The sequence below is a fragment of the Streptosporangium sp. DT93 genome, assembly GCF_049844535.1.
Taxonomy (GTDB): Bacteria; Actinomycetota; Actinomycetes; order Streptosporangiales; family Streptosporangiaceae; genus Streptosporangium.
In genome coordinates this window covers 202,930-222,912 of the sequence record NZ_JBNCLF010000008.1, presented here as the reverse complement: position 1 = coordinate 222,912, position 19,983 = coordinate 202,930, and the positions used below count along the sequence as shown (strand labels likewise).

Below are 19,983 nucleotides of genomic sequence, written 5' to 3'. Positions count from 1 at the left end.
GTGGTGAGGCGCGGGTGTCCCGGCAGCTCGGCGCGGCCGGGGGGCCCCCGCCGCGGGGGGCCGGGGGCCGGGGGGCGCGGGGGGGGGGGGCCCACCCCGGGGGGGCACCCCCCCCCCCGGCGCCTCGACCATCCGCCCCTGCTCACACAGGAGATGTGATCGTGGAAGCGACCGTACCCAACCCCGCCCCCCGGCGGTGCCCCGTCGTCTGGTGCCGCAACAGCCACCCCGACAGCATCCGGCGCGCGCACGCCGCCGACGTCGACACCATCGACCTGGGCGCCGCCTTCATCGCCGTCAACCTGCTGCAGATCGAAGACGCCGACGTGTTCGGCCCGGCCGTGCTGCGCATCCACTACGGGCCGTCGACCAACCCGGGCCCGGACACCATCCTCGACATCCCCCACGTGCAGGCCGCCCAGCTCGCCGACGTGCTCGCGATGCTCACCACCCACACCATGGCCGACTTCATCGCCGCCCTCACCCGCGGCGCCGCCACCCTGGGCGGTGAGTCGTGACCACCTCCTGCCCCGCCTGGTGCCAGCAGACCCACGACGCCCCGGCGGTGGGTCACCGCCTCGACCTCAAACCGTTCGACGGGCCCGCCCTCGACGAGGCCGCCACCCCGGCCACGATCCGCGTCTCCCTGCTGCAGTCCGAGGACGGCGGGATCCTTGGCGAACCGCTGGTGCGGATCCGCTTCACCGCGGCCGGCCGGGTGCGGGTGTGGGAGATGCCGCCCTCGGACGCCGCCGACATCGGCGATCTGATCACCGCGCTGATCGGGGAGCGCCGCGCCGACTTCACCGCCACCCTGATCAGCCTGTTCTGGCTGGCGGGAGGCGACCGATGAGCGGCCAGCCGAAGCCGTGCCCGCCCTGGTGCACCCAGACGCACACGCCCGGCGTGCAGCCGATCGTGCACGGCGCGCAAACCGACTTCACCAACCTCTCCATCGTCTGGTTGCAGACCGAGCGGGGCGGCGTGGTGGAGAACCCGAGGGTGTGCGTCATCCACTCGACCGGCACCGGCAAGCGCACGTTGGAGTGGCGGCCGGAGGCGGCGGCGGACGTCGGCGACCTGCTCGCCGCCATCGACGTCCAGGACCTGGCCGCCGTCGCGGCCCGCTTGTCCACCTCGTTCGACGAGCTCGGACGCACCCTGTGAACCCCGCCGAGCAGCTCCAGACCAGCACCCCTCAGGGAGGCAACTGATGCCCCGCTACACCTTCGCCACGGACAAGGGCGAGCGCACCGTCCGAACCCCCGACGAGGCCACCGCCCGGACCTACCTCGAGTCGCAGCTCTACCACCCCGACCCCACCAAGGCGGACGACCAGCCCTACACGCGGGAGCGGCTCGAGCAGATCCGCCGCGGGAGGGAGGCCCGCGCCGCCGCCTTCACCCTCCTGCCGGAGCGGTGACGCCGCACAGCCGTACCTGACCCTCATGAACCGGCCCCGGGCCAGGCGACCTCACCGCCGGCCCGGGGCCTCAACCCCGCCCCTGCACGAACAGGAGAAGGATCTGATGAAGCACCCTTCCACACCGGCCGCCGAGACGACGCGGGAGACGGCACAGCAGCCGCCGCAGCGCCGCTTCCGGGAGCGCCTCACCGCCCGCCTGACCCGCCGCAGCCCCCGACCCGTGCCGGCCCCGAAGACGGTCCCGAAGGCGGCGCCGAGCACCGGCACACCGGCGGGCGGGGAGCGGGTCATCCTCGGCGTCGCGGTGGCCGTGCTGCTGCTCGTCGCCGCCGCCGCGGCCTACGTGTCGTACCAGCATTTCTACGGCCTGGCCATCGACCTCGGAGAGAAGCGTGTCGAGGCGATGCTGTACCCGGCCATGTCCGACGGGGTGATCGTCATGGCCTCCCTGGTGATCCTCTACTGCTCACGCCGCGGCCTGCCTGTGCCGGTCCTGGCCAAGGTCGCGCTCGCGTTGGGCGGCCTGGTGACCCTCGCCTCCAACGTGGCACACGGCTGGGACGGCGGCACCGGATCACGCCTGCTCAGCGCGCTGGCACCGGTCGCTTTCGTCGGCGCGTACGAGCTGCTGATGTGGCTGGTGCGCAACGCCCGCCGCGACGCGGAACCGGCCGCGCCGGAGGTGGTGGAGCGGGTGGTGTACCGGGACGTGCCGGTCGAAGTGCCCGTTGAGGTCGAGGTGCCGGTGCTGGCGGCCGACCGGTTCGAGGCGGCACGGCTGGTGGTTGAGGACGCTCACCGGGTGGGTCGGCGGGTGCCGGGTCGGCGGGCGCTGGCGGACCGGTGGGGCATCGAGATTCGGGAGGCGGTGGAGATCCTCGACGCGGTGGCACAGGAGTTCGCTCCGCCCGCCCCGCCGGAGGCGCCCGCGCCCGTCCCGGAGGCGCCCGCCGTGCCGCCCGCGGCGAAGATGACCGACGAGGAGAAGGCGCGGAACGCGCTGTCGCTCGCTGGCGAGTTCACGAAGGACAACCCGCCGACCGAGGCCGACCTGGACGCGGCCAGGCTCACCGAGACGGGCAAGTTCCTCATCCGCAGGGTGTGGGACATGCCCGACCCGCAGCAGTCGGCCGACGACGACGAGCAGGCCGACGAGGCGCTCCGCCGGCGGATCACCGCGATGCGCCACGAGGCGCTGATGACCCCCGAGGCGGTGCAGGGCTGGGCCGTCAACGGTTCGACGAACGGCCGCGGCCCGGCGGGCGGTGCGGCATGACGGTCGAGCCCATCGGAGCGCTCACCGCGTTCGCCGCGGTGTTCATCGCCCTGTTCGCCGCACACTCGGTGGGCGACATCTGGGTGCAGACCCACCACCAGGCGCTCACCAAGGGCGCCCCCGGCCGGGCCGGACGGTGGGCGTGCGCCAAGCACGTGGCCACCCTCACCCTCACCAAGGCGGTCGCCATCGGCGCGGTCATGCTCGCCACCGGCCTGCGCCTCGACGGGGCGTGGCTGTGCGCCGGCCTGCTCGTCGACGCCGCCTCGCACTACTGGGCCGACCGGCGCACCACGCTGGCCCGCCTCGCCGAGCGCATCGGCAAGGGCGACTTCTACCGGCTCGGCGCCGACCACCTCGGATCCGGCGCTCACGCCCTCGACCAGGCATGGCACCACCTGTGGCTCTTCGTGGCTGCCCTGATCATCGCCGGAGGTGCGGCATGACCCGCTGGGAGTACCTCGTCCGAGAAAGCCTCACCGAGTCGGAGCTGACCACGCTCGGCGCCGACGGCTGGGAGCTCGTCTCCGCGATCTACCACGTCAACCGCATGCTCACCATCCACTACCTCAAGCGGCCGGGACTGTGACGATCCGCCGGCGTCCCGCCGCCCTCTGAAACCAGGTCCGCCCCCGGATCAACCGTCGAAAGCAGGTCCGGGGGCGGGTCTCCAACCGAAGTGGAGAACCCCATGATCCACCACAACCGCCGCCCCGGCGAGCCCCCGCGACTCGCCCCCGCCCGGAGAGAGTTCGCAGCTCACGATCATTTTCGGCAAGTCCCGAAAATGCTCCGGAGGACAGGGGCGGGCCAGGCCGCCCATCACTGTGGCATCTCCCGAAGTGATGGCGGTCGCTGGGCAGACGACTACCGCCCCACCCGGTTCGCCGCCGGAGGTGGCCGGTGACCATCCAAAGCACCCCGCCCCGCCCCAGCATCTGGGCGGGGCTGTGGGCCGTACTCCGCCTGCTGCTGGCCGCCGCCGACGACCTGCTCGCCGCGGCCGTCGGCGCCCGGCCGCTCCGCCACGACGCCCGCGACGTCGCCCGAATCATCGGCGACGCCTACCGCACCGGCAAAAACCACGTCGCCGAGGGCGACGTCATCGAAGACACCGAAGACGAGGAAGACCAGCGATGACCACCGACAGGCCGGGACGGGCCCGGATCCCCGAACTGTCCAACATCCCCTGGGGCGGGCCGAAGGCCATCACCGAGTACGCCCAAGTCGGGCGGGCGCTGTGCCGAGACATGCACGGCGAGTTCCAGATGGGCGCTGACGAGCTGTACGCGGTGCTCATCCGGTCGTTCAAGGGCAACCCGCTGCTCGCCGTGCTCGGCGCCCCCGACGTCCGCATGCGGGCCCGCCGCGTCGTCCGTCGGTTGAAGCGCGCCGCCGAGCTCGAGCGCGCGGCCGGGGTCGAGCTGGTGAAGTTCCACGCCCAGTTCCGCAAGGAGTTCATCGACGTGCTGCCGCAGGCGAAGCCAGAGAAGCGCTCGGAGTTCCGTTGGGATGACGTCTGATGGCCGGCCGTGCGAGCACGAAGGAACTCGCCGTCGTCGACGAATCCAGCATGGCGAAGGTCGCCGCCCGGGAGGTGTCGAAGGCGATCGTGCTGGGCGGGCCGTGGCTGGTCGGGCTGCTCACCCTCGGCGTCGGCTCCGCGTTCCACTTCATCCTCGACAGCGACGACCCCGACGTCGTCGCCTGGACGGTGTTCCTCCTCGCCGCGGCGGTGCTGGTGCTGACCGCGGTCACCTACGGGCAGTCGCACGCCCGCGGCACCTGGGGGCGCGTCCACACCACGCTGACGATGCTGCTGTGCGGCCTGTGGGTGACCGCGGCCACGATCAACGGGCCCATGACGGTGGTGACCGGCCGGCTGATGCTCATCGGCGGCTTCACCCTCGCGTTGACGTGGAACATCCGCTCCGTCATCCGCCTAAAGGGCATCGACGTCGCCGCGGTGGCCGCCGACCCGCTGAGTGCCCTGTTCGGCCAGGGTGCGGAGCGGGCTGGGATGGCGATCGAGGCCAAGACCACCGCGGCGACCGCGCACAAGGTCGAGGGCGCCGTCCAGCTCGAACAGGGCAAGCAGACGGCCGAGGATCTGCAGCGCAAGGTGCCGTACATCGAATCGGGGATCGGCCTGCCGCCCGGCTCCATCACCGCCTCGATCGACCCCGACGACGCGTCGAAGGCGAAGATCACCGTCTCCGATCCGCGGGTGATGAAGCGCCCGATCCCGTGGCCGGGCCCGTCCCGGCCGGGTGAGTCGATCGCCAAGCCGCTGCGGCCCGGCCTGTGGCAGGACCTCGACGAGGTGGCGCACATCATCGTGGGTCACCACGTGCAGGTCATGGGGCAGACCGGATCGGGCAAGAGCATCGGCGGGGCGTGGAACTACATCGCCGAGATCGTCACCCGGCACGACGCGGCGGTGTTCGCGATCGACGTCACGAAGGGCGAGCAGACGCTCGGCCCGCTCGCCGAATCCCTGCACCGCTTCGAAACGTCGAAGGCCGGGGCGAAGGCGCTGATCCGGGAGATGCAGGCCAAGGTCAAGGAGCGCACCGACCAGCTCGCCGCGATGGGCCTGCAGAAGTGGAAGGAGGGATGCGGCCTCACGTACTGGGTGCTGTGGCTGGAGGAGTGCCCCGACATCCTCGACCTGCTCAGCGACAAGGAGATGGACGACTTCCTGAGCCTGCTCAAGGCCATCCGGAGCGCGGGCGGCACCGTCGTCCTGTCGCTGCAGCGCTCGGACTACACGCAGATGCCGACCCTCGCGCGCGGCCAGCTCGCGAAGATGTGTTTCGGCGTCGAGAACTCGGCCGACGCGTCGTTCGGCCTGTCGGACGCGCAGCAGGACGCGAACGCCCGCCCGGAGCTGTGGTCGAACAAGCAGCCCGGCATGGCCTACCTGGACGCGCCCAGCATCCCGGACGAGCGGATCGCGATGCCGAACCGCACCTACGCGTGGGGGTGCGTCGGCGAGCAGATCGACGACGAGCGGGCGAACGCCGAGATGCGGGCGCACGCCGCCGCGTGGCCGGCCGCAGCGAAGAAGGTCGACGCAGGGACGGCCGCCCTGTCCCGGCTGCCCGGCGGCGGCCAGGCGCTCGAGGGCGACGTGGAGCAGCCCGCGGCGGCCGTCGACGGCCAGGACGGCGAAGACGATGATGAGGAGGTGCGCAACGTGGCGGCCGAGTATCAGACCATCGACGACCCTGACCCGACCGTCCAGGCCGGGCTCGACGACCCGATCCGTGACGACCCGGACGACCCGGAGTGGGAGTTCACCCCGCCTGCCGTGTCGATGACGGCTGCGGAGCGCGGAGCGGCTCTCCTGGCGCATTTGCACGGTCTGTGGGATGAGGGTGCCCGGGACTTCGCCACACGGGATCTGAGGCCGTTGTGGGAGTCGACGGACATGAGCCGGGCGTGGGCGCAGAAGCAGTTGAAGCGTCTGGTGGAGGCCGGGGTGCTGGGCTACGACGAGGGCGAGCAGCGGTATGTGATGGCGGAGCGGCCGAACATCGGGTAGCCGCCGGCGGGGCCCGGCCGGGGTCGGGCCCTCCCTCGTACGGCTGCGCGCGGGGAGAAGCCCGAAAGGTTTTTGATCTTGCCGCCACGGGGTGCCACGCCCCGGGTGCCACCCCCTGCCACGCCGGGTGCCACGGGGGTGCAACGCAGGGGTGCCACGACGTGTGGCACCCCCTCTGACCTGTAACCCCCTCACACGCGGCACCCCCACCCCTCCGCGAGGGGTGCCAGACCCATTCGCACGCTACGACCCGCTATGGGAGAACACATGATCAATCGACGTCTCATCGTCGCCGCGCTCGCCCTCGCCGCCGCCCTGGTAGCCACCGGCTGTGACACGCCGACCGTGGTCGACGACCGCGGCAACCGCTACTACGACGCCCCGAACGGCCCGTCCGGGAAGGTCGTCGACCGGCAAGGGTGGAGGCTCGTGGTGAAGCCGAAGAACGGGCCACGTGTCTACGTGGACGCGAGCAACGCCCAGCGCAACGCCTGTTCGATCGGCGACTCGTATCCGGCATGCCTGCCATAAGGGATGTGCCAGCACGCGAAGAGCCCCGGTCGCCGCCCGGCGCCGGGGCTCTCTGCTGCGTTCCTCGCATGATGAAGGCCCTGCACCGTAGCCTGAGGGTGTCGACGCCTCAGAAACCGTGCAGAGCCTGATCAGGACGGTAACACGATGGACCTTCGTCCGGATATGACCATCGGCGAGAACGTCCGCGCCGCCCGCCGCGCCAGGGGCATCAGCCTGGAAGCGCTCGCCGGACTCGTCGGCCGGTCCAAAGGGTGGCTCAGCAAAATCGAGAACGGCCGGGTCCGGCTGGAGCGCCGCTCGGACATCGCAGCGCTCGCCGAGGCGCTGCAGGTGTCCGCGGACTTCCTGCTCGGCGGGCCCGCCCCCGAGGTGCGACCGGAACGACGTCACTACAACCTCGTGCCGCTGCAGCGGATCCTCATGGACGCCGCCCCCGACGACCCGCCGGACATCCCGGCCCGGCCCGTCGAACTCCTGCGCGCCGACCTGGACCAGGCGGATATGGCCCTCCGCCATGGCGACTACGCGACCATGTCCCGCCTGCTGCCCGCGCTGATTGGTGAGCTGTACGTCCACGCAGCCGCCGACACCGAGCCCGACAAGAGCGAAGCTCTGAAACTACTCGTGCTGGCCTGCGGATCCGACGGGGCGTGCATGCTCCGCCACCTGGGCGAGACGAACCTCGCCTACATCAGCGGCGAACGCGGGCAGCAGGCAGCCGACCTCCTCGGCGATCCGATCTGGCGTGGAGCCGCCGCCTACGGTCGGGCGCACGCCCGCAGCTCGGCGAACAAGCCGAAACCCCTCATGATTGCTCCCCGGATCGCCGACGAGGTGGAGCCGCACATCGGCGATGACCCGTTCGCCCACCAGGTGCACGGGATGCTGAGGCTGAGCGCCGCCCTCTCCTGCGAGATCCAGGGCGACCACCGAGGCGCCGACGACCAGGCGCGGGAAGCCGCCCGGCTCGCCCAGCCGCTGGGCGACGCCTCCGACGCCTTCGAGCTGTTCGGCATCGCCAACGTGGGCGTGTGGCGCACCTCCCTGGCCGTGGAAGCCGGGAAGCCGGGCAACGCTCTGGAGTACGCGAAGAACGTCAACCCGCGGGCGCTGGCGTCGGACAACAGGCGGGCCGCCCTGCATGTGGAGAAGGCGCGCGCCCACGCGATGCTCGACCGGGGCGCCGACGCTGTGCAGGAGTTGAAGAAGGCCGAGCGGCTCTCCCCGACGCAGGTCCACAACCATCCGCTGATCCGCGAGCTGGTCGCGGCCATGCTCGACCGGGCGGGAGGTCGTGATCTGCGCGGCCTGGCATGGCGCATGAACCTGATCTGACAAGGGTTTCCGAACGGAAACAACACGCCTGTCACCCAGACCTACCGTGTCCGTCACGCCACCGAACGTGACGCGACTGTGGGAGGTCGAAGACCATGTTGGATGCTCCACCGTACGACAGCCTGGCCTCGCCGCTGTTGCTGACCGATGAGCAGGCCCGCGCCCTCGCGCTGCACATCGGCCGGAAGTTTCCGCCGTGGCGCATCTGGCGGGCGGGCGTGTGGTGGTACGGCACCGGCCCGTGCCGCATCTCGGGATGCTCGTGCTCGCGCACCCTGCACGCCCCCGACCCGGCCGGGTTGTGTCAGCAGCTCGAGGCGGTGGAACAGGCCGGACGGCAGCAGCGCGGAGACCGTGAGCCGACGATCGAAGACGCGTACCTGATGCTCGCCGGCATCTCCTGGGCGGACGAGACCGCCGAACAGGGGACGGCACGGTGACGGCCGCCGCGCCGACGGCGCTGCGCGTCCCCTACGTCATCGCCCACGCCGACGAGGCCGCACCCCAACCCCTGTGGTTCACCCAGCGCCCCCTCGCAGGGCCGCGGCTCGCCTACGACGATCCGCGCCGCGGCGACGTGGTGCGCGGCGTGCTGCGCGCCCGGGTGCTGAACAACCGGCGCGGGGCCCCGCAGTGGCGCAAGCTCAACACGCTGCGCCAGTGGCGGTGCATGGAGCGGCTGCTGTGCCAGGTGTGCGGCGGGGTGGCCACCGATCCGGCCACCGGCCGCATCCCGTGGATCATGACCGCCACCGCGTTCCGCACCCTCCCCGACGATTCCGCCGGCGGCCTCACCAGCGCCCCGCCCACCTGCTCGGCGTGCATTCCCGAAGCGCTGGCCACGTGCCCGCAGCTGCACATCTCCTCGACGGTGTGCACCGTCGCCCGCGCCGAACCCGCCGCGGTGCTGGCCGACATGTTCGTGCCTGGCCAGGGCGGGCGGGCGGTGCCGACGGGTGAGTACAGCGTCGAGGTCGGCCTGAGCGAGGAGGCGCTGATCCCCTACGCGTTGGCCACCCAGCTCATCGTCCGGGTGTATGACCTCCAGACGGCGGGCCGGGACTGAGCTCCCCGCGGGCGGTGGTGTGGTGGCACTGGGGGCCGCCCGCGGGGTTAAGCCCCACCCGGCCGCCCCAAAATCCGGGGCGCGGGCACCGATCGCGAGAATGATGCCCTCTGCCAGCGCCTTCCTCCAGGGCGCTGCCCACCGATAAGCGACTACCGCGTGTAGTAACCCCCTTACTGAGGAGTCAACGTGAGTGCTCTGACCGAGATCCTCCACAACCGCTTCACCGAAACCCCGCTGCGGATCGGCACCCGCACCTCCACCATGGCCAGAACCCAGGCCGACCACGTCGCCGCCCTGATCGCCCGGCTCGCCCCCGGGGTCCCCATCGAGATCACGCCCATCCAGGTCACCGCCGACCTGTGGCCCGGCGACCTCGCCGAGATCGGCGGCAAAGGCGCCTTCAGCAAGGAGATCGACCGTGCCCTGACCGGAGGCCGGATCGACATCGCCGTGCACTGCATGAAGGACGTCCCCGGCGATGTACCCCTGGCCGAAGGCACCTCCTTCGGCGCCTACCTGCCCCGCGACGACGTCCACGACGTCGTCGTCACCCGCGACGGCGTCCCCCTGGCCGACCTGCCCGCCGGATCACTCATCGGCACCAGCTCCGTACGACGCCGCGCCCAGCTCAGCATCCACCGGCCCGACCTGCGCACCGAACGCATCCGCGGCAACGTCGACACCCGCCTGGCCAAACTCGACGAGGACGGCAGCAAGTACGCCGCACTGATCCTTGGCCGCACCAGCCTGATCCGTCTCGGCTTGCTCGACCGGCATCACGAGACCCTTCCCCTGGAGTTCCACACCGCAGACGAGAACGTCGTGTCGATGGTGCCGCCCATCGGCGCCGGCGTCATCGGCATCCAGGCCCGCAGCAGTGACACCCCCGTCATGCGGGTCCTGGACGAGCTCAACCACCCGCCGACCGCCCGCCACATCCTCGCCGAGCGGACCATGCTCCACATGCTGTTCGGCCACTGCAACAGCCCCATCGCCGGACACGCCTCCACCACCCCCGACGGCAAGATGAGCCTGTTCGGCATGGTGTTCAACCGCGACGGCAGCGCCTTCGCCCGCTCCCACGCCTGGGGAGACCACTCCGACCCCGCCACCCTCGGCGCCCGCGTCGCCGCCGACCTGCTCCACCAGGGCGCCCGCAACCTGATCACCGCCACCCGGAAGTGACCGGCCCGGACCCACGGCCCGTCCCCGCAGACGATCCGTACGGTTGTGCTGTGACCGCCCACCTCCTCGTGCTCGACGAGGTGGGCCGGTGGCTCATCCTGCGGACCACCCGCGACCGCGACCGCTGGCAACTCCCCGGAGGGCGCGCCCACCACGGCGAGAGCCCGGCCGCCGCCGCGACCCGCGAAGCTCGCGAGGAGACCGGTCTGAGCTTGCACGTCGAACGCCTCATCACCGTCGCATGGGTACCGGCCGGCAACACCGGCCGCCGCGACCGGATCGCTTTCGTGTTCAGCACCCGCACCGTCCGTTGGCAGGACTTGAGAGCGATCACCCTGCAGACCAGCGAAGTCGACGCCTGGCAGCTCGCCCCCGCGCATCGTGCGACCGCGCAGCTTCACCCGCTGATCGCCGAACGGCTCACCGAGGCCGAATTGCACGGCCCAGGCCACTACATCGACCAGGATCCCGGCTCGATACGCGAACGGACGGTAATGCCTTGACCCTTGCCGATCCCTCCAACCCTGTGCGCGAAGACGACGGTGACCTGACGCTGCTGGCTCCCCCGTGGAGGCGACCGGCCGTTGAGGGACAGGCCAACCGCCCGCGGGGGTAGATGCGACCGGGGCGGCGTCTCGGCCTGGCGTCGTCGCATCACCGGCCGTGGTGGCGGCCCGCATCCGGAGGGGTGCGGGCCGCCAGCATGTTCACGCTCTCCCGGGACTGCGCTGGTCGACGCGGTTTCCCGGATCCGGGAAGTCGGGCAGATCGGACAGTTGGCACCTCTTCCACGCGTGTCAGGCCTGACACGCTGGCCGCCGTGTCTCAGTTCTGAGACGCCGGCCACGTCGGTCGTGTCTACGGACGCGGGGGCATGCGCACCGCGGCGCACGTCGGCGGCGGATGTGACACTTCCGCCGCACCCATGAGCGGCGAGTGTTTCATCGCGGGCACCGATCTGCGACCGTCACCCTGAAGATCGCAAACCACCTCGACGAGGACGGGCAACGGTGGCCGGGACTGCCACGGTTGCGAGGGAAGGCAGGTCGTCGGCCTGGACTGCCCAGAGGGCAGCGCAGGTTGTGGGCAACCACGGGCCGGAGACCCGTGGTTGACGCAGGACGCGGAGGGTCGCCGCGCCCCTCTGCCGGTCCGGCCGCGGAGGGACAGGCTGTCCCTCCGCCCAGGTCAGAGAGGGGGAACGTTTCGTTCCCCCTCCTGTGAGCTGCGGGAACGAGTAGCCGGTTTGAGGGTGTCAGCGGTGACACCCTCAACACCGGCCCGGCGCCTCGATCCCCTACATGCCCACCGTGAACGAGCCCCGCTCGGCCAACACCCGGTTGAGCTCCGCCCACGCTGCCGGATCCTCCGCCGCCACCCGGGCCAGCAGCTCGGCGAACACGCGGCGCGGCAGCGCCGACTCCGCCCACAGGTGATCCCGCCAGCAGCGCACGTACACCGGCGCCTCGCCGGCATCGTCGGGGACGACGCGGATGGTGAACCGGTCCCGCTCCCCGCAGTGCGGGCAGGCGACCCGCGCACCGTCCACCCCCAGCACGCCGGCGCGCACGTCAAAGGTGACGGTGGAAAGGGCGGCGGTCATGAGTATGTCTCCCGGTCCAGGTTGCGCAGCTCTTCGCGCAGCCGCTGCACGGTCCGCCGCGCGCTGCTCGGTTCGGAGAAGTCGAGCACCCCGTTGATATGCAGGTTCTCGATCACCAGGGTGCGCGGTTCAGCCGCCGACCTTCCGGCCTGGCCGCCGGCGGGGCCGCTGAACGCCCCGGCGAACGTCGGCGCGCTGTAGGACGGGGACAGCGCCAGTGACCCGCCGGTCAGGTCGAGGTGCGCGGCGTCAGCGAGCCGCCCGGCAGCCGCCGTCACCAGGCCGGCGGCGCCGTCCATGCCGACCGCCATGCCGGCGGGCAACTCCTTGCCGATCGCGGCGAACACCTTGCTGGGGCTGGCGATGCCGAGGATGCTGCGCAGCCAGCCGACCATGCCGGAGAACAGGTTTCCCAGCATCCCCATGAACGAGTTCCACGTGTTGACGAACCCGTTCCACAGGCCGATGACCATGTTGTGGCCGATCGTGCCGAGCTGCCCGCCCAGGCTGTTGAAGACGCCCATGATCGTGCCGGGCAGGCTGCGCAGCCAGTCGACCAGCTCACCCGCCTTGCGGATCGCGGAGTCCTTCATCTCGCCGAACCAACCGCTCACCCGGGCAGGCAAACCGCCGAGGTCAGACACCGCGCCGAAGACCTTGCCGGGCAGGCCCTTGATCCAGTCGACCATGTCGTTGAACCGGGCGATCACCCCGTCTCTGGTCTCGCGAATCCACTTCTCCGCGCGCGCAGCGAAGGAAGGCAGCCAGGCCACGAATTCTTCGATCTTCTCCGTGACCCACTTGAGCGCGTCCTTGGCCGCCTTGTAGAAGTCGTCCCACGAAGCCTTGAATGCTGCGACCCGCTTCACGACGTCCTCGACGAGCAGCTTGAGACCGGCGATCAGGGCGGGCATCACCGCCTTCACCAGATCACCCAGCAGCCGGATGATGTCCGTCACCACCGGGATCAGCGGCAGCAACGCAATGGCCAGCTCCAGCAGGGGGGGAACCAGCGGCAGCAGCTGCACGAGGAGATTGCCGAACGAGGCCACCAGCTCCGGCAGGTAGGGGGCGATCTGCTGAATCGCCGCCGTAAGCTGACCGGCGATGACGACCGCGACCTGAGCCACCGCGGGCAGCAGCGGCAGCAGCGCCTGAACCACCTGCAGGATCGCGGTCGCCAGCGTCGGCAGGATCGGCGCCAGGTTGGTGATCAGCTGCTGGGCGAAACCGGCCAGCACCGGCAGCACCGGCAGCAGGGAGCCCAGTAGCTGCGACAGCGCCCCGACGAGCTGTTGGCCGATCTGCCCGGCGAGTTGCCCGATCAGCGCGATCATCGGCGTCCACACGGGCATCAGCCCCTGCACCAGGCTGGTGATCAAAACCGCGAGCTGCGGCAGCAGCGGCGCCAGGGCGGGCACCAGGGAGTTGATCACGGTGGCGGCGAGCTGCGCGATCAGCGGGACGACGGGCGCCAGCGCCAGCAGCGCCTGACCGATGGAGGCGACCAGCCCCTGCAGAGACGGCAGAACCGCCTGCACCCCAGCAGCGAGGCTGGTGGCGATCAGGGCGGCGAGCTGGCCAATCACCGGCAGCAGCGGTGACACCGCCACCAGGATGGAAGAGATGGCCTGGCCGATCGGCACCAGCGCCGGAGTCAGCGCGGCGAACGCTTGCGAAAACCCGGTGATCATCGCGGCGATACCCGGCGCCAGCGCAGCAATCGCCGGACCGACCTGCGCGATCAGCGGAGTGAGAGCCTGGAAGGCGGCGCCGACGGTCTGGCCGAGCATCACCAGGGCGGGCCCCACAGCGGACGCGGAGCGGGCGATACCGCCGATGACGGCGGTGACGCCGGGCAGAATCGCGGCGATCGCCGAACCGAGCTGAGCGAACACCGGTGCGAGCGTGTCGAGGAGGTTGCCGATCGCGGCGCCGATCGGCTTCAAGGCGGGTGCCAGGCGGCTGACGGCGGCGGCGATACCGCCGATGGCTGCACCAACGCCGGGCAGCAGCGCCGTGACCGCCTGCCCGATCGCGGCGAACAGCGGGGTGACCGTCGACAGGGCGGCACCGATCGCCGCACCTACCGGAGCAAGAGCGGGCGCCAGAGCACCCACCGTGGCGCCGATCCCCTCAACCGCGTACGAAATGCCTGGCAGCAGCGCCGACACCGCCTGACCAACCCCGGTAAACAGCGGTGTGATCAACGACAGCGCGGAGCCGATCGTCGCCCCCAGCGGCGCCAAAGCAGGTGCCAACCCGCCGACCGCAGCGCTGATACCGCTGATGGCAGCGGAGATGCCCGGCAGCATGGCCACCGCGGCGGCACCGATCGCCGCGAACAGCGGAGCAACCGCGCCCAGCGCAGCGGCAACGGTCTGCGCGAGCGGCACCAGAGCAGGCCCGATGGCCTGCACCGCGGAGCCGATGGCCGAGATGACAGCGGACACGCCCGGCACGACCGCGAGCAGAGCGGGCACGAGCGCCTGAATGGCGGAGGTGAGAATCGGGCCGACCGCGGTCGCCAGAGACGCCACGGTCGGCGCCAGCGCGCCGATGCCTTCGGCGATGGCCTGGATGACGGGCACCAGGGCCCGGCCCGTGTCCGCCAGCGCCTGAAACACGGCGATCAGCGCGCTCTGACCGGCCGCCGAATGCACCCACGCGTTGGCTGCGTCCAGCAGCTGGCCGAGCACGCCGAGCGTGTTGACGCCGGCGGTGGCCATCGTGCCGAAGACGCCGGAGATGATGCCGCCCAGGTCGGCGAGGATCGCGCCCAGCTGCTTGAACACGGCCAGCGCGTTGTTCATCCATTCCAGCGCCTGGCCGCTGGCCGCGGCGTGGAACATGAACCGGCCGAAGCGCTCGGTGGCCTCGGCGATGCCGGGCGCCAGGCGGGCCAACCAGCCCGCGCCGACCACGCCCAAGTCGCGGAACCCCTCCAGGAGCGGCTGCAGGGCGGGCAGCATGGCGGCGAGCGACTCACGCAGAGAGATGAAGATCGACTCAATCGCCCACAGCGTTTCGCCCTGCCGTGCAAAGTCGATGAGCTCCAGTGCGCCCCGGCTGAACTCGCCGGCCACGCCGACCATGCCCTCCCGGACCGCGCCGATCGCGGGCAGGAGGTTCCACAGCTGGCCGATCAGCGGCGTGAACAGCGCAGACTGCACGTCGTTCTTCAAGCCTTGGAAAGCGCCGCTCATCTGGAACAGCTCGTAGGCCACGTTGGCGGCGGCCGGAGTCATGTCGACGATCGCGTCCAAAAACTTGTCGACGTCGCCGGTCAGAGCGGCGGCGAAGCCGTCCGCCACCCCGGCCAAGGCGACTTTGAGGGTGCCCATCGCGGCGGCGCCCAGCAGGATGCCGCCCGGCAGAGCCGCGAGCGCACCCGCGGCCGGGGCCAGCGCAGACACCAGACCAGCGATCTGAACGGAAGCGGCACCCGCACCAGCGGCCAGGGTGGAGAACACGCCAGCCGTGGCCGCGAGCCGGCCGATCCCAGATACCAGGCCGCCCACCGCGCCGGTCGCCGACCCCAGGCCGCCGACCAGGCCGCCGAGGCGGGGGGTGATCGCGTCGAGGGCGCGGGCCGCGACAGCACCAACACCGCTGAGCCGGTCACCGAACCCCTTGCCGAACCCATCACCGGCGGCATCCCCCAGTCGGAAGCCCTCGCCGAAGAAGTCGGGCATGGATCCGAGCCGCCCCGGGTCTGCCTTCGCCGACCGGGCGAAACCATCGGTGAAGCCCTCACCGGCACCGCCGCCCAGGCTGCGCCCCTCAGCGATGAACCGGCCCTGCTCATCGCGCAGCCGCCCCCGCGCGTCGCGGGAGAAAGCCTGGCCGAAGTCGTTGCCGGCAGCCGACCCGGCGTCATCGAAACCCTTGCGTACGTCGCCGCGAACACCGCTGGTGTCGGCGCGCACGCGGACGAAAGCCTCCGCCAGCGCGACCACGATCGCCCCCGGCTCAGACTTCGGCGATCAGGCTGATGTACGCGCCGGCCACGTCACGCCGCGGCCCGCTCATCGACGCCCTCCCGGCCGGGCCGGGCCGCCACGGTTCGCCTGAACCTGCTGCTTCCACTGCTCCACCGGATCGAACAGCCGGTCGTACACCTCATCACCGGACAGCTCGTCCACCGGCCGCGGATCCGGGGCGGATGCGGCCGCAACCTGCTGGTGGTACTTCTCCCACTCCGCCGACGAGGAGAGCTGACCGGCGGCCATCTGCCACTCGTCGACCCGCAACCGGTAGTCGTGGTTGCCGGCATGGCTGCTGACCGCGTCGGCCTGCGCGGCAACGTCCCCATCCGGGCCGCTGTACGCCTCCAGAAGCTCCGCAGCCTTACCCCGGTCTGTCTCCCCGGCGATCGCATGCCGGGCATACCAGGGCACGCTCAGCAGCGCGGAGGGGTCGATGCCGCTCGAGGTAAACGGCGGCAGGTCCCCCGACGCGAACAAGGTGGGCGGCATCTGCGCGTACGCGTCCAGGTGGGCGGCGCCCGCCCCGGCCTGGGCGGCGGCCACCAGCGGGTTACGGGACGCGTCCACCCGGGGAAGCCGACGCTTCGCCGTCGCCTTCGGAGTGCTCGCCGCCTGCGGGTTCGCCGGGCGGGCGGCGCGGGCCCGGATGATGTCCTCGTACACGATCTGCCCGTTCGGCCCGGTGCCCTGCACCGTCGCCATATCCACGTTCAGCAGCCGAGCCTGATCCGCCAGCTTCGCCGCGGCCTGGCGGCTGGCCTGCAGCACGTCCACGTACCGCACCGCGCCGCCCGGGCCCGTGCCGGGGATCTTCGACATGTCGACGTTGAGGCGAGCGGCGACCTTCGCAACCTCCCCCGCTGGCATCTGGGGGGCGGAACCTGCGTTACCGGTCTTCGGCTTCTCCGTCATGCGACCTGCCAACCCGTCGGGCGGAGCGGCGCTCCGCGTACTCCTCGAGGTCGGCCCAATCGATCACCCAGCAGCCCGCAACCCGCGTGGCCTGCAACGCACCCCGAGAGCACAGATCCCGCACGCCGCGAGTCGTGATCTCGAGGTACGCCGCCGCAGAGCCGGCACCGACAAGATGCGAAGGAGGAGCATCCTGAGGTGCTGCGATGGGCCCAACCCGCGCCGAAGGTGACACGGCAGCATCAGCCGGAACTTCCGCACTTCCGGCTACGGAAGCCGCCTGGTGGATGAGGGCTTGCAGGTACTCCCGCAGCATCGGCGGCGGCGCGATCCCGTCCAGCGCCGCCGCCCGAATCTGGGCCCGAACCGCGCGGGCGGTGAACGCCAGCGCCGGGCCCGTGATGAACACGCCGCCGCCCGGCAGCTCCACCCACGGCCGGCCCGCCTCGCTCACCACGACCTCCCCGCCGGCGGCCCCGAATCCGGCAGCGGACGCAGCGCGCCCGGCCGCAACGTCAACCCGATCGGACACGCGTTCTCAAACGCGACCAGCTCCGCCCGCGACCGCCACCGGCCGCAATGCGACTCACACAGCAGCCGTCCGTCCTCGCCCTGCGCAACCTCGACGTGCGGCTGCAGCAGGCGAGCCCAAGACGGCACCGGGGCGAGCAGCGCCATCGGACGCACCCGGGCCACCGCCCGCGTCCCCCCGACCGCCACCACCCGGCCGCGGCCGTCGTGGAAGACGTCCTCGCCGTCCACGTTCCGGCCCACCAGCCGCCGCACCTCAGCCACCAGACCCCGCCCCCGGCGGCGCGTCGAGCAGGGCCAGGTGCTCAAGGGTGAGGGTCTCCAACCAGGCGGCGACCTCCGCCGGCGCCCGGCCCCGCACCGCCTGCAACGCCAGGCAGGCGGCAACCCGGGCCACGTCGACGGAGTCCAGGTCCTGCAACCCGGCGCGGATCGTACTCAACGCCAGATCCGGCACATGGGCGTGAGCCGCCAGCTCGAGGGCGAACACCGCCCGGTCAAGAACCTCAGCGCTCGACAGCGGCTCACCGGTCACGGCTGAACTCCCGCAACCGCCTCGATCGCCGCCGGAACAATCTCCTCCGTCCATCTCGGCCACCGACGGCGGATCGTGTCGGCCTCCGATGAGTCGCCAAGCACCTCCAACACCCGGCCGCGGTGCGCGTCCAAGGAGCGGCGGATCACCTCGGCCAACATCACGCCCTGCTGCTCGCTGATCGACACCTGATGCTTATGAGCACCCGAATCCAGCACAGCCTTCGACAAGCGGCTGACCCGATCCAACCAAGCACCGAACGCCTCCAACGACGCCGCGTCCAACTGGCCCAGCTCGGCGATCGTCAGCTTGAGCCGCTGCACGACCTCATCAGCATCCTGAGCGGCACCGAACAAGGCCGCCGCCGGATCCCGCACCGCCACCGACGGCGCCCCCGCATTCGCCTGCAACACCACGACACGCGCCTCCCGGGCCGCCGCCACCTGAGACGCCGCGCCACCGTGATAGCGGCACACCCCGCCCCCCACCGTCCGGCGCTGACACCGCTCACCGGTCGACTTACTCGTCGCCGTACACTGCTCACCCTTCAACCGCGGGCCGATATTCATAGCTCTCCTCCACATCAGAAACGGGCATCATCAGCGGCTCGCACACCCAGTGCGGGCCTGTTGGGCGGGTCGTCGGGGCGGGACCTCATGGGCGTTGAGACCTCATGGGCGCCGCGGCGGGTTGTGGGATGGTGGGGGTGGCCGGGCCCGGCGCAGGTTGGATGCGCCGGGCCTGGCCGCGTCGTCACCTGGCCGGCCCTTCACCCGGCTGCTCGACCTGGGGGGCGGCGCGGTGTCCGATCGCCTCGCAGCCGAAGACGTGAGCCTTGCCGCGGCGCTCCATCTCCTGCGGGTAGCCGTCGACGAGCTGGCCGTGGAAGGTGGGGGTTCCGGCGCCGGGCCGGCCGCCGTCGGCGTCGACGAGGGCGAGGCCTTGGCAGGACAGATCCTGTGCGGCCACGGGGGTGCTGTTCGCGAAGCTGGTCATGATCCTTCTTCCTGTATCTGGGTGGTGAGCTGGTCGGCCAGGTCGAGGCACTCCTGTCGGAGTTCGGCGCCGAGGCTGGCCAGGATCTGGCGGGCGTGGTCGGGGGTGCGGGTGGTGGCGTAGGCGATGGAGACCGATCCGGCGGCCCGCCGGGCGAGGGTGCCGGGGCGGGCCTGCTCGGCGATCAGGTAGGCGCGGCCGGCCATCGCGGCGTTGACGGTCACGCGGCGGCCGGGACGGGCCAGTACCGGCAGCCGTCGCAGACGCCGAACCGGTAGACGAACTCGCCGTAGCTGGTGGCGTTCGCCCAGATGTCACCCGTGTCGGGGACGACCGTCCCGCAGCCGTCGCACGTCCGATCCTTCGGCGACCCCTTGCGCAGGCTCAGCAGGCGGACGCACGCCGTACACACGATCAGGCCCGGCTTCCACGCGGCGGCCACGACGGGTTGCGGCCGCATGGGGTCCGGGCCGTGAAGGCAGGTGCTGCTCTGGCCGGTGATCCAGGTGGCGAGGCTGTCGAGGAGTCCGAGCCGCACCCAGTCGGGGTGCTGGGTGAAGGTGACGGGCAGGAGGTCGCCGCCTCCTTCGGCGGCGATGGCGGCGAGGATGCGCTGGGTGTGCTGGGTGGCGGCGCCGGCCTGGTCGAGGAGCCACCCGTACCCGGCGGCTTCGGTGTGGGTGCGGGCGTCTTCCACGACGCGGGCGAGGTCGGGGTGGCCGAGCAGGTCGTCGAGAGCGAGGGCGAGATTCACGGGGTGTCTCCAGGGGCTGCAGGGTTTGCAGGGTTTGAGTGCAGGGTTTGGGGTGGCGTCTCGGCGCTAAACCCTGCACGCGTCTCCGCAGGTAGAAGCCTCCTTGCAGGCTTTAGCTGGCTTTGCAGGGTTTGTTGAGAAATCACGCTCATGTGCGTGCGCGTGTGCATGCGCATGTGTAAGACCTCAAAACAAACCCTGCTAAACCCTGCAACACCCTGCTTCATGGGGCCTGAACTGGGGAAACGCGTGCAGGGTTTGGCGTCGAGCGACGTTCCCAAACCCTGCAAA

The 19,983-nt window shown here is 71.2% G+C and carries 26 protein-coding genes; 16 read left to right on the top strand and 10 right to left on the bottom strand.

The genetic code is table 11. From position 1 onward, the window contains the following. The first annotated feature begins 161 nt into the window (after window positions 1-161). The 16 genes from ACLQ2R_RS19700 (at window position 162) to ACLQ2R_RS19625 (ending at window position 10,875) form a co-directional block, all read left to right on the top strand. A complete protein-coding gene (locus ACLQ2R_RS19700; protein ID WP_425961459.1) occupies window positions 162-518 on the top strand; it encodes a hypothetical protein in 357 nt (118 codons plus the stop codon). Next, window positions 515-853, top strand: coding sequence for a hypothetical protein (locus ACLQ2R_RS19695; protein ID WP_425961457.1), 339 nt, complete (start codon window positions 515-517; stop codon window positions 851-853). The genes ACLQ2R_RS19700 and ACLQ2R_RS19695 overlap by 4 nt, the downstream gene beginning before the upstream one ends. Beyond that, entirely contained in the window at window positions 850-1,167 is a 318-nt protein-coding gene (locus ACLQ2R_RS19690) for a hypothetical protein (protein ID WP_425961456.1), read from the top strand. The genes ACLQ2R_RS19695 and ACLQ2R_RS19690 overlap by 4 nt, the downstream gene beginning before the upstream one ends. Window positions 1,168-1,213: 46 nt before the next feature. Then, window positions 1,214-1,423 carry a hypothetical protein gene (locus tag ACLQ2R_RS19685; RefSeq protein WP_425961455.1) on the top strand — a complete coding sequence of 70 codons (210 nt, stop codon included), beginning with the start codon at window positions 1,214-1,216 and terminating at the stop codon, window positions 1,421-1,423. Between the two features lie 106 nt (window positions 1,424-1,529). Beyond that, entirely contained in the window at window positions 1,530-2,702 is a 1,173-nt protein-coding gene (locus tag ACLQ2R_RS19680; RefSeq protein WP_425961453.1) for a DUF2637 domain-containing protein, read from the top strand. Further along, window positions 2,699-3,148, top strand: coding sequence for a transcriptional regulator (locus ACLQ2R_RS19675; protein WP_425961451.1), 450 nt, complete (start codon window positions 2,699-2,701; stop codon window positions 3,146-3,148). Before ACLQ2R_RS19680 ends, ACLQ2R_RS19675 begins: the two co-directional genes overlap by 4 nt. Further along, window positions 3,145-3,291, top strand: coding sequence for a hypothetical protein (locus ACLQ2R_RS19670; protein ID WP_425961450.1), 147 nt, complete (start codon window positions 3,145-3,147; stop codon window positions 3,289-3,291). The genes ACLQ2R_RS19675 and ACLQ2R_RS19670 overlap by 4 nt, the downstream gene beginning before the upstream one ends. A gap of 314 nt (window positions 3,292-3,605) precedes the next feature. Further along, window positions 3,606-3,842: a hypothetical protein gene (locus tag ACLQ2R_RS19665; RefSeq protein WP_425961449.1), complete on the top strand. Its 237-nt coding sequence runs from the start codon at window positions 3,606-3,608 to the stop codon at window positions 3,840-3,842. After that, on the top strand, window positions 3,839-4,225 hold the full coding sequence (locus ACLQ2R_RS19660; RefSeq protein WP_425961447.1) for a hypothetical protein: 387 nt from the start codon (window positions 3,839-3,841) through the stop codon (window positions 4,223-4,225). Before ACLQ2R_RS19665 ends, ACLQ2R_RS19660 begins: the two co-directional genes overlap by 4 nt. After that, window positions 4,225-6,249 carry a hypothetical protein gene (locus tag ACLQ2R_RS19655; protein ID WP_425961445.1) on the top strand — a complete coding sequence of 675 codons (2,025 nt, stop codon included), beginning with the start codon at window positions 4,225-4,227 and terminating at the stop codon, window positions 6,247-6,249. The genes ACLQ2R_RS19660 and ACLQ2R_RS19655 overlap by 1 nt, the downstream gene beginning before the upstream one ends. Before the next feature lie 267 nt (window positions 6,250-6,516). Further along, the gene (locus tag ACLQ2R_RS19650; protein ID WP_425961444.1) at window positions 6,517-6,780 is read left to right on the top strand and encodes a hypothetical protein; all 264 of its coding nucleotides are present in this window, start codon (window positions 6,517-6,519) and stop codon (window positions 6,778-6,780) included. 147 nt (window positions 6,781-6,927) lie between these two features. Next, entirely contained in the window at window positions 6,928-8,118 is a 1,191-nt protein-coding gene (locus tag ACLQ2R_RS19645) for a helix-turn-helix domain-containing protein (protein ID WP_425961443.1), read from the top strand. 95 nt (window positions 8,119-8,213) lie between these two features. After that, window positions 8,214-8,558: a hypothetical protein gene (locus ACLQ2R_RS19640; protein WP_425961441.1), complete on the top strand. Its 345-nt coding sequence runs from the start codon at window positions 8,214-8,216 to the stop codon at window positions 8,556-8,558. Beyond that, a complete protein-coding gene (locus tag ACLQ2R_RS19635; protein ID WP_425961440.1) occupies window positions 8,555-9,184 on the top strand; it encodes a hypothetical protein in 630 nt (209 codons plus the stop codon). Before ACLQ2R_RS19640 ends, ACLQ2R_RS19635 begins: the two co-directional genes overlap by 4 nt. 189 nt (window positions 9,185-9,373) lie before the next feature. Then, the gene (gene hemC, locus ACLQ2R_RS19630) at window positions 9,374-10,372 is read left to right on the top strand and encodes a hydroxymethylbilane synthase (RefSeq protein WP_425961438.1); all 999 of its coding nucleotides are present in this window, start codon (window positions 9,374-9,376) and stop codon (window positions 10,370-10,372) included. Window positions 10,373-10,422: 50 nt separating this feature from the next. After that, a complete protein-coding gene (locus ACLQ2R_RS19625) occupies window positions 10,423-10,875 on the top strand; it encodes an NUDIX domain-containing protein (RefSeq protein ID WP_425961437.1) in 453 nt (150 codons plus the stop codon). A 794-nt stretch (window positions 10,876-11,669) separates the two neighbouring features. Here the strand turns inward: ACLQ2R_RS19625 and ACLQ2R_RS19620 are convergent. The 10 genes from ACLQ2R_RS19620 to ACLQ2R_RS19575 form a co-directional block, all read right to left on the bottom strand. Continuing rightward, window positions 11,670-11,975, bottom strand: a complete 306-nt coding sequence (locus ACLQ2R_RS19620; RefSeq protein WP_425961435.1) for a hypothetical protein — start codon at window positions 11,973-11,975, stop codon at window positions 11,670-11,672. After that, window positions 11,972-15,934 (bottom strand): hypothetical protein, encoded by a 3,963-nt coding sequence (locus ACLQ2R_RS19615; protein ID WP_425961433.1) that lies wholly within the window; start codon window positions 15,932-15,934, stop codon window positions 11,972-11,974. The genes ACLQ2R_RS19620 and ACLQ2R_RS19615 overlap by 4 nt, the downstream gene beginning before the upstream one ends. A gap of 69 nt (window positions 15,935-16,003) precedes the next feature. Beyond that, window positions 16,004-16,876 (bottom strand): E3 binding domain-containing protein, encoded by an 873-nt coding sequence (locus tag ACLQ2R_RS19610; RefSeq protein ID WP_425961432.1) that lies wholly within the window; start codon window positions 16,874-16,876, stop codon window positions 16,004-16,006. Then, window positions 16,851-17,330 (bottom strand): helix-turn-helix domain-containing protein, encoded by a 480-nt coding sequence (locus ACLQ2R_RS19605; protein ID WP_425961430.1) that lies wholly within the window; start codon window positions 17,328-17,330, stop codon window positions 16,851-16,853. The genes ACLQ2R_RS19610 and ACLQ2R_RS19605 overlap by 26 nt, the downstream gene beginning before the upstream one ends. Then, a complete protein-coding gene (locus tag ACLQ2R_RS19600; protein ID WP_425961428.1) occupies window positions 17,327-17,671 on the bottom strand; it encodes a hypothetical protein in 345 nt (114 codons plus the stop codon). The genes ACLQ2R_RS19605 and ACLQ2R_RS19600 overlap by 4 nt, the downstream gene beginning before the upstream one ends. Beyond that, window positions 17,664-17,942 (bottom strand): hypothetical protein, encoded by a 279-nt coding sequence (locus ACLQ2R_RS19595; protein ID WP_425961426.1) that lies wholly within the window; start codon window positions 17,940-17,942, stop codon window positions 17,664-17,666. Before ACLQ2R_RS19595 ends, ACLQ2R_RS19600 begins: the two co-directional genes overlap by 8 nt. After that, the gene (locus ACLQ2R_RS19590) at window positions 17,939-18,358 is read right to left on the bottom strand and encodes a hypothetical protein (RefSeq protein ID WP_425961425.1); all 420 of its coding nucleotides are present in this window, start codon (window positions 18,356-18,358) and stop codon (window positions 17,939-17,941) included. Before ACLQ2R_RS19590 ends, ACLQ2R_RS19595 begins: the two co-directional genes overlap by 4 nt. 337 nt (window positions 18,359-18,695) lie before the next feature. Beyond that, the gene (locus ACLQ2R_RS19585; protein ID WP_425961423.1) at window positions 18,696-18,938 is read right to left on the bottom strand and encodes a hypothetical protein; all 243 of its coding nucleotides are present in this window, start codon (window positions 18,936-18,938) and stop codon (window positions 18,696-18,698) included. After that, window positions 18,935-19,162 carry a hypothetical protein gene (locus ACLQ2R_RS19580; protein ID WP_425961421.1) on the bottom strand — a complete coding sequence of 76 codons (228 nt, stop codon included), beginning with the start codon at window positions 19,160-19,162 and terminating at the stop codon, window positions 18,935-18,937. Before ACLQ2R_RS19580 ends, ACLQ2R_RS19585 begins: the two co-directional genes overlap by 4 nt. After that, window positions 19,159-19,692, bottom strand: a complete 534-nt coding sequence (locus tag ACLQ2R_RS19575) for a hypothetical protein (protein WP_425961420.1) — start codon at window positions 19,690-19,692, stop codon at window positions 19,159-19,161. Before ACLQ2R_RS19575 ends, ACLQ2R_RS19580 begins: the two co-directional genes overlap by 4 nt. Window positions 19,693-19,983: the final 291 nt, after the last annotated feature.